Annotated in this window: 13 protein-coding genes; 8 read left to right on the top strand and 5 right to left on the bottom strand. The window is 58.9% G+C overall.

What is annotated here, in order from left to right:
• Positions 1-42: 42 nt before the first annotated feature.
• The 5 genes from fhuB to ACTG2O_RS03690 form a co-directional block, all read right to left on the bottom strand.
• Positions 43-2,025, bottom strand: coding sequence for a Fe(3+)-hydroxamate ABC transporter permease FhuB (gene fhuB, locus ACTG2O_RS03710; protein WP_439975346.1), 1,983 nt, complete (start codon positions 2,023-2,025; stop codon positions 43-45).
• Positions 2,022-2,906: an ABC transporter substrate-binding protein gene (locus tag ACTG2O_RS03705; RefSeq protein WP_019445514.1), complete on the bottom strand. Its 885-nt coding sequence runs from the start codon at positions 2,904-2,906 to the stop codon at positions 2,022-2,024. The genes fhuB and ACTG2O_RS03705 overlap by 4 nt, the downstream gene beginning before the upstream one ends.
• Before the next feature lie 33 nt (positions 2,907-2,939).
• Positions 2,940-3,704 carry an ATP-binding cassette domain-containing protein gene (locus tag ACTG2O_RS03700; protein WP_439975345.1) on the bottom strand — a complete coding sequence of 255 codons (765 nt, stop codon included), beginning with the start codon at positions 3,702-3,704 and terminating at the stop codon, positions 2,940-2,942.
• Positions 3,705-3,750: 46 nt separating this feature from the next.
• The gene (locus ACTG2O_RS03695; RefSeq protein ID WP_439975344.1) at positions 3,751-5,397 is read right to left on the bottom strand and encodes a multidrug ABC transporter permease/ATP-binding protein; all 1,647 of its coding nucleotides are present in this window, start codon (positions 5,395-5,397) and stop codon (positions 3,751-3,753) included.
• Between the two features lie 79 nt (positions 5,398-5,476).
• Positions 5,477-7,579 (bottom strand): TonB-dependent siderophore receptor, encoded by a 2,103-nt coding sequence (locus tag ACTG2O_RS03690; RefSeq protein WP_439975343.1) that lies wholly within the window; start codon positions 7,577-7,579, stop codon positions 5,477-5,479.
• A 396-nt stretch (positions 7,580-7,975) separates the two neighbouring features.
• On the opposite strand from ACTG2O_RS03690, the gene mioC reads away from it, so the two are divergent.
• The 8 genes from mioC (at position 7,976) to atpE (ending at position 14,886) form a co-directional block, all read left to right on the top strand.
• A complete protein-coding gene (gene mioC, locus ACTG2O_RS03685) occupies positions 7,976-8,425 on the top strand; it encodes an FMN-binding protein MioC (RefSeq protein ID WP_019445510.1) in 450 nt (149 codons plus the stop codon).
• 508 nt (positions 8,426-8,933) lie between these two features.
• Positions 8,934-10,823 carry a tRNA uridine-5-carboxymethylaminomethyl(34) synthesis enzyme MnmG gene (gene mnmG / locus ACTG2O_RS03680; protein ID WP_439975342.1) on the top strand — a complete coding sequence of 630 codons (1,890 nt, stop codon included), beginning with the start codon at positions 8,934-8,936 and terminating at the stop codon, positions 10,821-10,823.
• Positions 10,824-10,831: 8 nt separating this feature from the next.
• On the top strand, positions 10,832-11,458 hold the full coding sequence (rsmG, locus tag ACTG2O_RS03675) for a 16S rRNA (guanine(527)-N(7))-methyltransferase RsmG (RefSeq protein ID WP_019445508.1): 627 nt from the start codon (positions 10,832-10,834) through the stop codon (positions 11,456-11,458).
• Between the two features lie 26 nt (positions 11,459-11,484).
• Entirely contained in the window at positions 11,485-12,288 is an 804-nt protein-coding gene (locus ACTG2O_RS03670; protein WP_005357226.1) for a ParA family protein, read from the top strand.
• A complete protein-coding gene (locus ACTG2O_RS03665; protein WP_005342343.1) occupies positions 12,285-13,193 on the top strand; it encodes a ParB/RepB/Spo0J family partition protein in 909 nt (302 codons plus the stop codon). The genes ACTG2O_RS03670 and ACTG2O_RS03665 overlap by 4 nt, the downstream gene beginning before the upstream one ends.
• 190 nt (positions 13,194-13,383) lie before the next feature.
• Complete coding sequence (locus ACTG2O_RS03660; RefSeq protein WP_019445506.1) at positions 13,384-13,794, top strand: ATP synthase subunit I; 411 nt, start codon at positions 13,384-13,386, stop codon at positions 13,792-13,794.
• Between the two features lie 8 nt (positions 13,795-13,802).
• Positions 13,803-14,585 (top strand): F0F1 ATP synthase subunit A, encoded by a 783-nt coding sequence (gene atpB / locus ACTG2O_RS03655; RefSeq protein ID WP_005339335.1) that lies wholly within the window; start codon positions 13,803-13,805, stop codon positions 14,583-14,585.
• Positions 14,586-14,643: 58 nt separating this feature from the next.
• Positions 14,644-14,886 (top strand): F0F1 ATP synthase subunit C, encoded by a 243-nt coding sequence (atpE, locus tag ACTG2O_RS03650; RefSeq protein ID WP_005307205.1) that lies wholly within the window; start codon positions 14,644-14,646, stop codon positions 14,884-14,886.
• Positions 14,887-14,892: the final 6 nt, after the last annotated feature.

The raw sequence follows: 14,892 nt of genomic DNA, 5'->3' as shown, positions 1-14,892 counted from the left end.
TGTAAACCTATTTCAGGACTAGACAGTTTTTTGTCCGCGAACCTAGAGGCGACGCAGGCACCACATGAAGTAAGCGCCCCCTAACAGGGTGGAGACCAGCCCGACCGGCACCTCCTGCGGGAAGAGGAACTGCTGGCCGACCCAGTCTGCCGATACCATCAACAGGGCGCCGGAAGCGGCGGCCCCAAGCAGGTGCCAGCGTGCCCGCACCAGCCCCATCAGCTTGGCCATATGTGGCGCCAGAAGACCGACGAATGAGAGCGGCCCGACCACCAGGGTGGCACTGGCGGTGAGCACGGCCACCAGCAGCAGGATGGCGAGCTGGGCACGGTTGAGGCGAATGCCAAGCGCGGTCGCTACAGCACTCCCCATCGGCAGCAGATCGAGCCAGCGGCTCACCAACAGGCAGGCGGACAGCATCAACAGCGCCAGCCCCACCAACCCATAAGCCACCAGCAGGGTGACGTAGTAGGTGGAGCCGGACATCCAGGAGAGCAGTTGCTGCACCCGCATGTCGCCGTTGGCCAGCGCGATAGCCTGCAGCGGCTCAAACAACGCCGTGATGGCGATACCGGAGAGCAGGGTCCGCTCCGGCTGGAAGCCGTGCTTGCGATTGACCACCACCAGCAGCAAGAGACAAGCGAAGGCACCGAGCAGGCCACCGGACAGCATCAGCGGCAGGGGCAATGCAGGCAGCAACAGCGCCGTCGCTATCACCCCCATAAAGGTGCCACCGCTCACCCCCAGCAGCTCCGGGCTCGCCATCGGGTTGTTGCTGACCCGCTGCAACAGGGTGCCCGCCAGCGCTAGCAGCACACCGGCCGCCCCCGCCGCCAGAGTGCGCGGCAGTCGCCACTCCAGTTGTGCCTGCCAGCGGAGCCAGCTTGGCCAGCACCAGCCCGTCATTCCCTGCCCAAACAGCAGGGAGGCGACCACGACCAGCATCAACCCGACCAGCAACAGGCCAATAAGGCGAGCCGGTGCCGGATGTCGGGCCACCAGCAGACCGGCGTTTGCCTTCGGCGTACCCGACTTGATGCCAAGGCGCGGGATCAACCAGAGCAGCAGCGGCGCCCCCAGCAGGGCGGTCATGGCGCCGGTGGGGATCAATACTGGCCAGAAGCGACTCAGACTCTGCAGCAGCAGATCGGTCGCCGCCAGCAGCAGGGCGCCGAGGATCGGTGCCCACAACAGCCGCTGGCCGAGCTGGCGGATCCCGAGCAGCCGCACCATGGCGGGTGCGGCCAGCCCGATAAAGCCGATCAGCCCCACCACGCTCACCACGCAAGCGGTGACAAACACCGCCAGCCCCAGTCCGGCAAAACGCAGATGCTGCAGGGAGACCCCCAGACTGCGGGAGCTGGCATCATCCAGCTCCAGCACCGCCAGCGGGCGCACCAGTACCGCGGCCAACGCAGCAGCTGCCAGCAAGCGGGGCAACAGGTAACTCACCCCGCTCCAGCTGTTCTGCACTAGCGAGCCACTGCCCCACACCAGCAAGCCTTTCAGCTCCTCCTGAAAGAACAGCAAGAGCCCCATGCTGATGGCCGCCAGATAGAGGTTGATCACCAGCCCGGCAAAGACGATGACCACCGGATTGAGCTGGTGACGCCAGGCCAGGGCAAACACCAGTGCCATCGCGAGGCTGCCACCGGCCATGGCGATCCACTCCCGCCCCAACAGCAACCAGGAGGGGGCAAACAGGGTCACCATCATCAACGCCAGTTGGGCACCGGAGGCCACCCCCAAGGTGGTCGGTGACGCGAGCGGGTTGCGCAGCACCTGCTGCATCAGGGTGCCCGCCAGCCCGAGCGCCGCCCCGGCCAGCAGGGTGACCGCCAAGCGGGGCAGCCAGCTGAAATGCACCACTGCTTGGCTGACGTCATCCAGATTGGGGGTGAAGAGGCTCCGCCACCAGAGCGCACCAGGCAGCTGGCGAGCCAGCTCCCAATACGCGAGCAAGAGGGTCAACCCCAGCAGGATCGAGACCGGCCGCAGCAGCGGCGATGTGAGCAGTCGCTTCATCGACCAGCCTCCATACGCTCGGCATCTTGCAGCAATGCATCACTGAGCAGACCGGCGAAACGGCGGGCGGCAAGTACGCCGCCAAAACTCCAGACCGCAGGCAGATGCAGCACGGGGGCTTGGCGTACCAGCGGCAGATGCTGCCACAGCCCAGGCTCCTGCAGCCGTTCGCTCACCCCTACCGGGATGGGATCGACCACCACCAGCCGCGCGGTTGGCAAGGTCATAAACTGCTCGATGCTGACCACCGAGAAACCCCAGTCATTGGTCTGCTCCTGCCAGCCATTACGCAGCCCAAGCCGCGTCATCACCGCATCGAACAGGCTGTGGCGACCAAACACCCGCACATGGCGCTCATCGATAAACTGCACCACCAGCAGGGGCGGCAGATCCGCAGGCAATCCGGCCTGCATGCTGGCGAGATCCCGATCCAGCCCGGCCAGCAGCCGTTCGCCCTCGGCAGTTTTGCCCACCATACGGGCGAGAGTCAGGGTCACCTCGTGCAGTCTCTGCCACAGATCGGTTTGCCCATCATAGAGGGCGATGGTGCTCACCGGCGCGATGCGGGAAAGAGTTGGCGCCAGCGGGGCCGCCAGCGGCGAGATGAGGATGCGGTCGGGTTTGAGCTCTGCCAGCAGCTCACGGTTGGGCTGGGTGCGCAGGCCGATATCCACCACTCCGGCGGGTAGCCGTGGCTCGCCAACCCATGCCTGATAGGGGCCAACATCCCCAACGGCCAGCGGAGTCACCCCGAGTGCCAGCAGGGTTTCGGCTATGGTCCAGTCGACGGTGGCGATACGGGGTAGCGGCGCAGAAGCGATCGAGGATGTGTCAGCCTGCGCCACAAGTGGTAACAACAGGCTGATAAGGCAGGGAGCCATCTTCTTCAATAAAAGGTTCAAGGATGCCCCCGGTCAGACGATGGCGATGGGATGAGCATGAGCCGGGTGGCGAATGACCTCCATCGGAATGCCATAGATAGCATGCAGGGTCTCGCTGGTCATGAGCCCCTCAGGTTCACCGTGGGTGAGCAGGCGGCCGGAGTGGAGCGCCACCAGCCGATCACAGAAGCGGGAGGCCATATTGATGTCGTGAATGACGATGATGACCCCAAGGTTGAGCTGACGGCTCAACTGCTTGACGAGCGTCAGCACCTCCACCTGGTGGGCCACATCCAGCGCGGCCAGCGGCTCGTCCAGCAGGATGAAGCGGCTCTCCTGGGCCAGCAGCATCGCCAGCCAGACCCTGCCCCGCTCGCCGCCGGAGAGGGTATCAACCAGCCGATCGGCAAAGCGTTCGGTATGGGTAAGGGCGATGGCCCGATCGACCTGACGGTGATCCTCCACCCCCATCCGGCCCAGCAGGCCACGCCAGGGGTAGCGGCCCATCTCCACCAGCTCCCGCCCGAGCAGATTCTCGGCGCTCGGCAGATGCTGGGGCAGATAGGCCACCTGACGGGCAAACTCCCGATTGCCCCAGTCGGGCAGCGGCTTGCCATCGAACAGGATCTCGCCGTCGCTGAGGGGTTGCTGGCGTGCCAGCAGCTTGAGCAGGGTCGATTTGCCCGACCCATTGTGGCCGATGAGGCCATAGACCTGTCCCTGCTCGAAACGCAGGTCGGTGGGGTGCAGCAGCGTGCGGTCATTGACCGTGAAGCTGGCTGATTTCATCTCGAACATAAGCAATTCCTGTGCTGGCTTGCCGCCAGTCTCATCGGTGCCAGCATCAAGCCGGCACCTCGCAATCCAGGTGAGCGATCGCATCACGGCTCACTGCGGCGCGGCGCGCCCCGGTCAGTTCGGTGAGCTGACCCTGACGCATCTCCAGCAGGCGATCTGCCAGCGGGAAGTAGTGATCATCGTGACTGATGGCAATCATCGTCTTGCCCATCTCCTTGAGGCGCGGCAGCAGCGCCTGATAGAAGATGCGGCGGAACTGGGGATCCTGATCCGCAGCCCACTCGTCAAACAGCATCACCTCGCGCTGCTCGGCCAGCGCCAGTAGCAGGGCGACCCGCTTGCGCTGCCCCTGAGAGAGTTCGATATCGGCGATAAATCCATCCTCGATGGTGAGCTTGCTGCCCATCTGCAACCGCTCCAGCCACTCGGCCACCAGCTCATCCTTGGGTTCCGGCCCCAACAGGTGCTGGAACAGGTGATAATCGGTGAAGATGGCGGAGAAGAGCGCCAGATAGCCGTTGCGATCGGTGATCGGCTCACCATCCAGCAGGATCCGGCCCGATACCGGCTGGTAAAGGCCGGTCAGCAGCATGGCCAGCGTCGACTTGCCGGAGCCATTGCCGCCGATGATGAAGATCTGCTCCCCCTTTTCGATGACCAGATCGATGGGGCCAACGGCAAAGCCGCCCTCCCCCTGATAGTGAAAGCTCACCTGCTCCAGCTCGATACGCTGCCAGGGTCGGATGGCGGGCGGCAGCGGGAAGTCCGCATCCGGCTCGGCCAGATTGAGGGCGGCTATCTTGTCGAACGCTACCTGAGCGGCAAGCAGGGTCGGCAGGGCGCCAATCCCCTGCAACAGCGGGGTGCGCAGGAACAGCAGGGTCAGGGCGAAGGTGGCGGCCACATTGGTGTTGGCCCAGCCAAGGCCGTTGGCCAGAAAGAAGACCAGACCGATGGCCCCCAGCATCATGATATTCGACCAGTTCACCGCGCTCAGGTGATAGGTGTCGGCGCGAATGATCTGCTGGCGGTAGTCACGGGCATTTTGCTCATAGAGCTGGTGGTAAACGAAGTGAGCCCGCTCGCGGTTGAGCGCCAGCTCCTTGCTGCCGGCGATGATGGCCTGATAGTTCTGATAGAGCCGATCTTCGGCCTGACGCATGTGGGAGAGATGGCAATAAACACGGTTCACCAGCAGCCAGCCCACCACCATGGTGACGGTGACCCAGAGCGTGGTCACCCCGAGCAGGGCCGGAGAAAGCCAGCCAAGGTAAAGGGCAGAACCCAGCGTGAGCACCAGCCCCTGCACCAGCTCAGGCAGGCGCACGAAGGCGATGGTTATCTGGCCGATGTCGCTGGAGAGGGAGGCCAGCAGCGGCCCCTGACCAATCTGGCGGATGCGGGCGACATCGGTATCCAGCAGTTGCTTGAGCTGACGGCCGCGCAACCGGTAGACAAAATGGTGACCGAGAGTGGTCAGGGCCAGCTGAGATCCGAGCGTGATCACCAGCAGCAACACAATCAGGCCGACCAGCTGACCGAGGATCGGCAGCGGATCACCTATAGATTCGATAAGAGACTGATTGATAAAAGCAATGACGCCAATCCCGCTGACGGCACTGAGCAGACTGAGCAGGGTGATGGCGATAAAGGGCCAACGATATTGGCGATAAACCAGAGACAAGAGTTCCATAACGGACCGGTATTCCAGAGAGATCAGAACAACTGCAGGTGAAAAGAAGGGCGGAAATCCGGTTCCCGCCCGACTTCGATTACCAGCGGTAGTTGATGCTGCCCACTACGCTGCGCGGCTCGCCGTAGTAGCAGTAATAGTCACAACTGGCCACGTAGGTTTCACCCAGCAGGTTGTTGACGTTGAGCTGGGCGCGCCAGTTCTTGGCAAAGTCATACCCGATCATCGCATCCCAGACGGTATGGGCTGGCACCTCGGCAGAGCCGTAGATGGGGGTATAGTCCGCATTCACGGCGCCAATACCCACGCTGGAACCGATATAACGCACACCGGTACCCAGCTCCAGACCCGAAGCCACCCCTTGCTGCACCTTGTAGTTACCCCAGAAGGAGGCCTGGTGGCGCGGGATCAGGCTGGCACGGCGATCGCCACTGCCGGTGTCGTTGGTTTTGGCATCTGTGTAGGTATAAGCAGCGGTCAGACGCAGCGCATCGGTCACCTGCACGCTCCCTTCCAGCTCAATCCCCTGAGAGGTCATCTCGCCAGCTTGGGTCTGCTGGCCTGAGCCACTGGAAACCAGAGCGTTACTTTGCTCCAGATCGAACAGCGCCAGATTGATGTAACCGTCGAGGAAGGCAGGCGCATATTTGACGCCTGCTTCATACAATTTTCCCTCACGGGATTTATATGAAGTTTTGGTATTCGGATCGATCCCGGGCAACATCAAGAACGACTCAGAATAAGCAAGATATGGCGAGATGCCGTTGTCGGCCAGATACATCAAGCTGCCGGAAAGGGATAGCGCATGATCGTACTGCTTTTCATCTCTATCATATGTTTTGCTGATGTTATGGGTCTCGACATAGTCAAAGCGACCACCTCCTGTCAGCAACCAGCGATCGTCCCAACGGATCTGATGCTGGGCATAGATCCCCTCTTGAGCCATGGTTGTTTTTTGGTAAGTGGCCGTTGACTCGTCAAAACCGGGGAAACCGCTGTAATCCGGGTTCATGGTATTGATGGAGCCCATGGCGTAATTGTCGGCCTCGACCCCTTCATTGACGTGACGCTGCAGATCCACCCCCAGCAACAGGGTCTGCTCGGTGCTGTCGGTGTTCCAGTAGCCCACCATCTGGTTATCCATGGTGGCACTCTTGGTATTGCCATCGCGGTAAACCAGACCGCGGTAGGCGGTCGTGCCTTCATAGGTCGGGAAGATATAAGTCTGCCGCAGCAGCAGATCGTTGTAGTTGAAGCGCACGTTCTGCTTGAACTCCCAGCTCTGGTTGAGCTGGTGGGCCAGCTCGTAACCGGTGGAGATCTGGGTGTTGCGGTTGCGATCGTAATCCGGCTGACTCAGGTTGGTGGAGGGATCAATCTGGCCACCTGACGTATTCAGAGTGCCATAGACCGGGAAGAAGCCGTTGGTCGGGACCCCTTCGTCGTGCAGGAAACTGGCCAGCAGGGTCAGGCTGGTACGATCCGAAAGATCGAAGGTGACGCTCGGCGCCAGATAAACCCGATCGTTGTAGGTGCCGGTAAGCACCCCATCACGCTCTTTATAGAGAGCCACCATCCGGTAGCGGCTGCTGTCGGAGAGCGCGTCAGAGACATCCACCCCGACCTGACGATGATCCCGGCTGCCAAGCTGCAGATCCACCAGCCCTTGCGGCGTGGTGGTCGGTCGCTTGCTAATGGCATTGATCACCCCGCCCGGAGGCGCTACGCCATAGAGCATTGAAGCGGGCCCCTTCAGCACTTCCACACTCTCCAGGCCGAACGGTTCCGGCGTCCAAAGATAGTAACCAGAGCCAAACAGGATGCTTCCATCGAGATAGGAAGCAGCATCGAAGCCACGCACCTTGAACCAGTCGGTGTTGTTGTCGGAACCATAGAGGCCGGTCAATACGCCGGAACGATAGCGAAGCGCCTCATCCAGCTGCAACACGGCGTGCTGATCCAGCTCCTCGCGATTAACTACGGAAACGGCGCGAGGGGTCTCGGCCATCGGCACTTCCACCTTCATGGCCGTACCGGTCACCACCATGGTTTCGCTGGCTTTGGGCAGCTCAGCGGTGGTTTGTTCGGCCATCAGCGGCAGGGAGACGAGCAAACCGGAGAGCGAAAGCACGCCGAAGGCGCCCTTCTTGCCGGGTCCTGTAGTGTATTTTTGCGCAATCATATTAAAGTCTCGTTTATCAATGAGTTATGTTGTTTTAATTGTTATTTGTGGTCGTTTGTCACGACATCACCCTGTTCCATGGGCGAATAAAGCAGCGCAATCCTACTACAGGAGCCGTGATCGAATCGATTCAGTAATTGCTAATCATTTGCATCTACATTGTTATCTAGCTGCATCGTTGGCAGGATCTCGCAGGGGATGGGAGTCATCAGGAGAACCATGAGCGGAGAAGAAAATGAAGAGGGATATAAAGAAGCAGAAAAAAGATCGACGGGATGGATCCGGCTGCATTATCTGACTGGATCCATTATCCCCAAGCTTTATCCATATTTATCCACACCCTTTGGCGGTAGAATCCGGCTTTCCGTTTCTTTGTCTGAAATCAGGATCCATTCCATGGCCAAACTCAATCTCGTCGTCGGCTCCATGCTGGGCGCCGCCGAATATGTCGCAGACCACGTCGCCAACCTGCTGGAACAGGCTGGCCACCAGACCCGGATCCACAACCCGGCCAAGCTGGCAAAGGTGCTGGATGATGCGGGATCCATCCTGCTGGTGGTCACCTCGACCCACGGTGCCGGTGATGTGCCCGACAACCTGCAACCCTTCGCCAAGGATCTTGCCGAGCAGCATCCGGATCTTAATTCATTGAAATATGGCGTGATCGCCCTTGGCGACAGCAGTTATGACACCTTTTGCCAGGGTGGCAAGACGCTGGATCGCCTGCTGGCCGAGTGCGGTGCCAGCCGGATCGGCGAGCGGCTCGACATAGATGTGACCCAACACGAGATCCCCGAAGATGCCGCAGAAGTGTGGATCCGCGACTGGATGACGATGATCGCCTGATCAGCGTGCGGGAGATCCTGAAAAAAAGCTTGATCTCCCCACTTATCCCCAGATCGACTATCCACCATGTTATTAACAGATTGATCCGGGGGAGTTGTTCTACAAGGTTACCCACAACGCCCAGGAGTAATGTGCATAACTACGGTGTAAAGCTCTGCAAAACCTATAGTTATCCATGTATTAGATCCATACCGACAGACCTCTGTGTATAAAAGTCCTGGTTATCCCCTCGCTCACCGGGCCAGGATCCAAGCTTTTCCACAAGCTAGGATCGTCCTTAAATTAATGATCTTTATGATCAAAAAGTGCTTATCAACAGAAAGGGCGGATCCTAATAAGAGATCCAGTAAAAGATCGATCTAAAGATCCTTAAGATCTAATTAGTGGATCCTCCCTTCATACTGAACGTTAAGTAGACGTTCCCCTCAGGACGCGAAACAGATAGAATGTTCCGCCCTTTAGCCCAGGCAAATAAAGATCTTCAGGCGTGCAGATCAAGGTGATCCCAATGCAATACCATGAACAATTTGATGTGATCGTCGTCGGTGGCGGTCATGCCGGAACCGAAGCAGCAACAGCGGCAGCCCGTATGGGCATGAACACCCTGTTGCTGACCCACAATATCGATACGCTGGGACACATGTCCTGTAATCCGGCGATCGGCGGGATCGGCAAGGGACACCTGGTCAGGGAAGTTGACGCACTCGGCGGGATCATGGCGCGTGCCATTGATCTTGGCGGGATCCAGTTCCGCACCCTCAACTCCTCCAAGGGCCCGGCAGTGCGAGCCACTCGTGCCCAGGCGGATCGCCTGCTCTACAAGGCCGTCGTTCGCCAGATGCTGGAGAACTACCCGAACCTGAAGATCTTCCAGCAGGCCTGTGACGATCTGATCATGGACGGGGATCGTGTTGCCGGTGTGGTCACCCAGAGCGGGATCCGCATCAGCGGCAAGACAGTGGTGCTGACGGTCGGTACCTTCCTGAACGGTTTGATCCACATCGGGATGGAAAACTACAAGGGCGGCCGTGCCGGGGATCCTCCCTCGATCGCCTTGGCCCAGCGCCTGCGTGAATTGCCGCTGCGTATCGATCGTCTCAAGACGGGCACCCCGCCGCGCATTGATGCCCGCAGCGTCGATTTCTCCGTCATGCAGGAGCAGCACGGTGACGATCCGCGCCCCGTCTTCTCGTTTATCGGCAATGCCAGCCAGCATCCCCGTCAGGTGCCCTGCTACGTCACCCACACCAACGAGCGTACCCACGAAGTGATCCGCAATAACCTGGATCGCAGCCCCATGTACGCCGGGGTGATCGAGGGGATCGGCCCGCGCTACTGCCCGTCGATCGAAGACAAGATCACCCGTTTCGCCGACAAGACGGCGCACCAGATCTTCGTCGAGCCGGAAGGCCTGACCACCCACGAACTCTATCCGAACGGGATCTCTACCAGCCTGCCGTTTGACGTGCAGGTGCAGATTGTCCGTTCCGTGCGCGGCTTCGAGAACGCCCACATCACCCGCCCCGGCTATGCCATCGAATATGATTTCTTCGATCCGCGGGATCTCAAGGCCAACATGGAGAGCAAGTGCATTCCAAACCTGTTCTTCGCCGGCCAGATCAACGGCACGACCGGTTACGAAGAGGCTGCGGCACAAGGCCTGATGGCCGGCCTGAACGCGGCCCTGCGTGCCCAGGACAAGGATCCCTGGAACCCGCGTCGGGATCAGGCCTACATGGGAGTGATGATGGACGATCTCTCCACCCTGGGGACCCGCGAGCCTTACCGCATGTTCACCAGCCGTGCCGAATATCGCCTGCTGCTGCGTGAAGACAACGCCGATATCCGCCTGACCGCCATCGGTCGTGAGCTGGGTCTGGTGGATGAGGAGCGCTGGAGCAAATTCAACGCCAAGATGGAACAGGTCGAGCTGGAGCGTCAGCGCATGCGTTCAACCTGGATCCACCCGCAACATCCGTCACTGGAAGCGGTCAACGCCCTGGTCAACACCCCGCTGACCCGCGAACAGAGTCTGGAAGAGCTGCTGCGTCGCCCCGAGGTGACCTATGATGCGCTGATGGCCATCGAAGGTGTCGGTCCTTCCGTGACCGATCCTGCCGCGGCCGAACAGGTTGAGATCCAGATCAAGTACGCCGGTTACATCGAGCGTCAGCACGATGAAGTGGAAAAGCAGCTGCGCAACGAAAACACCCTGCTGCCGCTGGATCTGGATTATCGCGAGGTGAACGGCCTCTCCAACGAGGTGAAAGCCAAGCTGAACGATGCCAAGCCGCAGACCATTGGTCAGGCTTCCCGCATCTCCGGCATCACCCCGGCGGCCATCTCCATCCTGCTGGTTCACCTGAAAAAACACGGCCTGCTGCGTAAAACCGCCTGAGGAATCCCATGCTGGAAAGATTGAACGGCCTGCTCAAGCAGGCCGAAATTGTTATCACCGATACCCAAAAGAGCCAACTGGTGAAGTTGGTCGAGTTGCTGCACAAGTGGAACAAGGCTTACAATCTCACCTCGGTGCGAGATCCGGATGCCATGCTGGTCAAGCATATCCTCGATAGCCTGGTGGTAAGCCCCCACTTGCACGGTGAGCGCTTCATCGACGTGGGGACCGGTCCCGGCCTGCCGGGATTGCCGCTGGCGATCATCAATCCGGACAAGCAGTTCGTCCTGCTCGACAGTCTGGGCAAGCGGATCAACTTCATCCGTCAGGTAATCCAGGAGCTGGGTCTGACCAATGTGACGCCGGTCAAATCCCGGGTTGAAGAGTATCAACCCGAGGTGGGATTTGATGGTGTACTGAGTCGGGCATTTGCCTCGCTGGAGGACATGCTGAGCTGGTGTCACCACCTGCCGTCAGAACAGGGTTGCTTCCTGGCGCTCAAGGGACAATATCCCGAGCAGGAGCTGGCCCAGTTGCCTGCCAATATCCGTCTGGTAGCCTGTCATGAGTTGCGGGTGCCGGAGCTGGAAGGCGAACGTCATCTGCTGGAATTCAAACATATCCAGCCCGAATAGGGTCGCAGTTTCATTTAGGGGATCGTGTGGGAAAAGTCATCGCCATAGCCAACCAGAAGGGTGGAGTGGGTAAAACCACCACCTGTGTGAATCTGGCCGCCTCCATGGCTGCCACCCGGCGCAAGGTGCTGGTGATCGATCTGGATCCGCAGGGCAATGCCACCATGGGCAGCGGTGTCGACAAGTATGACGTCGAGCGCACAGCCTATGAGCTGCTGATCGAGGATGCCCCCATCAGCGAAGTGATCATCCCCGAAACCACCGGGGGCTATCACCTGATTGCCGCCAACGCCGACGTGACCGCGGCCGAAATTCGTCTGATGGAATTTTTCGCCCGCGAAATCCGCCTGCGCAATGCGCTGGCCTCGGTGCGGGACAAATACGACTACGTCTTCATCGACTGCCCGCCCTCTCTCAACATGCTGACCGTGAACGCCATGGCCGCCGCCGACTCCGTGCTGGTGCCCATGCAGTGCGAATATTACGCGCTGGAGGGGCTCACCGCCCTGGTCGACACCATCAGCAAGCTGGCCGCCGTGGTCAATCCGGAGCTCAAGATCGAAGGGGTGCTGCGCACCATGTTCGATCACCGCAACCGGCTGGCCAATGATGTGTCCGATCAGCTAAAACAGCACTTTGGCGACAAAGTCTACCGCACCATCATTCCCCGCAACGTTAGACTGGCGGAGGCCCCGAGTTTCGGTGCCCCGGCCATGCACTATGACAAATCATCGGTGGGCGCCAAGGCCTACCTGGCACTGGCTGGCGAGATCCTGCGCCGCCAGGAGCAGGAACGTCAGGCGACCATCGCAGACCGAGAGAGCATATGACTCCGAAAAAACGTGGGCTGGGCAAGGGGCTGGATGCCCTGCTCAGTACCAGCACGGCTGCCCGCCAGAAACAGGTGATGAGCGATCAACGTACTGAAGAGGCCATGGCCCCCACCAATCAGGGCGAGCTGCGCAAGCTGCCGGTGGAGTGGTTGCAGTCCGGCAAGTACCAGCCCCGCAAGGACATGTCCCAGGATGCACTGGAAGAGCTTGCCAACTCCATCCGCGCTCAGGGGGTGATCCAGCCCATCGTGGTACGCCCTCTCGGCGAACAATCCTTCGAAATCATTGCCGGTGAGCGGCGCTGGCGCGCGTCCCAGCTGGCGCGGCTCGAGGTGGTGCCCTGCATCGTCAAGGATGTACCCGACGAGGCTGCCGTCGCCATCGCGCTGATTGAGAATATTCAGCGGGAAGACCTCAATGCCATCGAAGAGGCGGTCGCTTTACAAAGACTGCTGACCGAATTCGAACTCACCCACCAGCAGGTGGCCGAGGCGGTGGGCAAGTCCCGCACCACGGTGACCAACCTGCTGCGTCTCAACCAGCTCAACGACGACGTGAAGCGTTTCGTCGAGCATGGCGACCTCGACATGGGCCATGCCCGTGCCCTGCTGGCCCTGAGCGGCCAGGCCCAGTCCGAACTGGCCAAGCTGGTTGCCCAGAAAGGGCTGACCGTGCGCGATACCGAGAAGCTGGTGCAAAAAGCGCTCGAACCGGCAAAAGCCAGGGTCGAACCGGCCCGTGATCCGCAGATCGGCTACCTGGAGCGCCAACTGGCAGAAAAAATTGGCAATCAGGTGCAACTTCAGCCTGGCAAGCGGGATAGCGGGAAGTTAGTAATAAGTTACGAGAATTTGTCCGATTTGGACCGTATATTGGGCTATTTTGGCGTGTCGGAATCGTGATTTTTACGCTTTTTGTAGTAATAAAACATCCATTCCTTTTGATATGACCATAACCCTGATTTGCCGCGGAAAGCCGCAAAAATTAAGGATTTTTGTCATATTGCAATAGCTGCCCTCAAGGGTATAATTTGACCGGCTTTAAGAGCTGTTAACATGGGGTCTTCGGATCCCGATTTTTTACAGTTCTGTAATGTTCAGGGGTAGGTTGGTGAAGCAGAAAATAGCCTTGGAAGGTTTGACACTGGCCTTGGTTATGCTCGTTTGTCAGCTCATCCTGATCCTGGCGATGAGTGCCGTCTGGTTTTACCTGACTGGTGCCAGCGCCGGTTATTCCGCTCTCTACGGAGGGGGGATGTACTGGGTTCCTCAAGCCTTGTTTACTGTCTGGGTGCTGCGCCGCAAGGTGACAACCGAGAGTGTGGGCCTGGTTTTGCGGGACTTTTATGGTGGGGCAGGGATTAAGCTCATTTCTACAACAGGTCTATTCGCCCTGATGTTTGGTGCGGGAGTCGAGGTCGTTACCGTCTCGTTTTTCGCCACTTATATCCTCGCCCTCGTTGTACAGTGGATGGTTTCATTCACGCTTAACAACCACTATTAGGAAAACTCATGTCTGCAACCGGAGAAGTCCTGACTCCTCAGGGATATATCTCCCACCACCTGACCCACCTTCAAGTCGGGTCCGGGTTCTGGACGGTCAATATCGACTCAATGGTATTTTCCGTCGTGCTAGGCGCCCTGTTTATCCTGCTGTTCCGCAAAGTAGCCGTTAACGCTACCAGCGGGGTGCCGGGTAAGCTGCAGTGCTTTGTGGAGATGCTGGTCGAGTTTGTGAATGGTAACGTCAAAGACATCTTTCACGGTCGCAACAAGGTCATCGCACCTTTGGGGCTGACGGTGTTTGTGTGGATCTTCCTGATGAACTTCATGGATCTGATCCCCGTTGACTTTATCCCTCACGCTGCACAATTGATGGGTATTCCCTATCTGCGTGTGGTTCCCTCTGCTGACGTTAACATCACCATGTCCATGGCTTTGGGCGTGTTCTTCTTGATCCTGTATTACAGCATCAAGGTCAAGGGTATCGGCGGGTTTGTGAAGGAGCTGACGCTTCAGCCTTTCAACCACCCGGCGGCCATCCCGGTTAACCTCATCCTGGAAACTGTTACGCTGATTTCCAAACCTGTTTCTCTGGGTCTTCGACTGTTCGGCAACATGTATGCTGGCGAACTGATCTTTATCCTGATTGCTGGTTTGTTACCCTGGTGGTCACAGTGGATCCTGTCCGTGCCTTGGGCAATTTTCCACATCCTGATCATCACTTTGCAGGCATTCATTTTCATGGTTCTGACCATCGTCTATCTGTCGATGGCGCAGGAAGACCATGGTTGATGCAACTCAAATAATCCTTTTTATACAATCAATTACATCTAAATAACTGGAGATCCTCATGGAAAACTTGAACATGGACCTGCTGTACATCGCTGCTGCAATGATGATGGGTCTGGCTGCTATCGGCGCTTCCATCGGTATCGGTATCCTGGGTGGCAAGTTCCTGGAAGGTGCTGCTCGTCAACCGGATCTGATCCCTGTTCTGCGTACCCAGTTCTTCATCGTAATGGGTCTGGTGGATGCGATCCCGATGATCGCCGTTGGTCTGGGTCTGTACGTGATGTTTGCGGTTGCTGGCTAAGTCGTT

Source organism: Aeromonas sp. 61P, from assembly GCF_051919545.1.
In the GTDB taxonomy this organism is placed as follows: domain Bacteria; phylum Pseudomonadota; class Gammaproteobacteria; order Enterobacterales; family Aeromonadaceae; genus Aeromonas; species Aeromonas veronii.
Note: the sequence above shows the minus strand (reverse complement) of the source record. Positions and strands in the feature narration are given on the sequence as shown.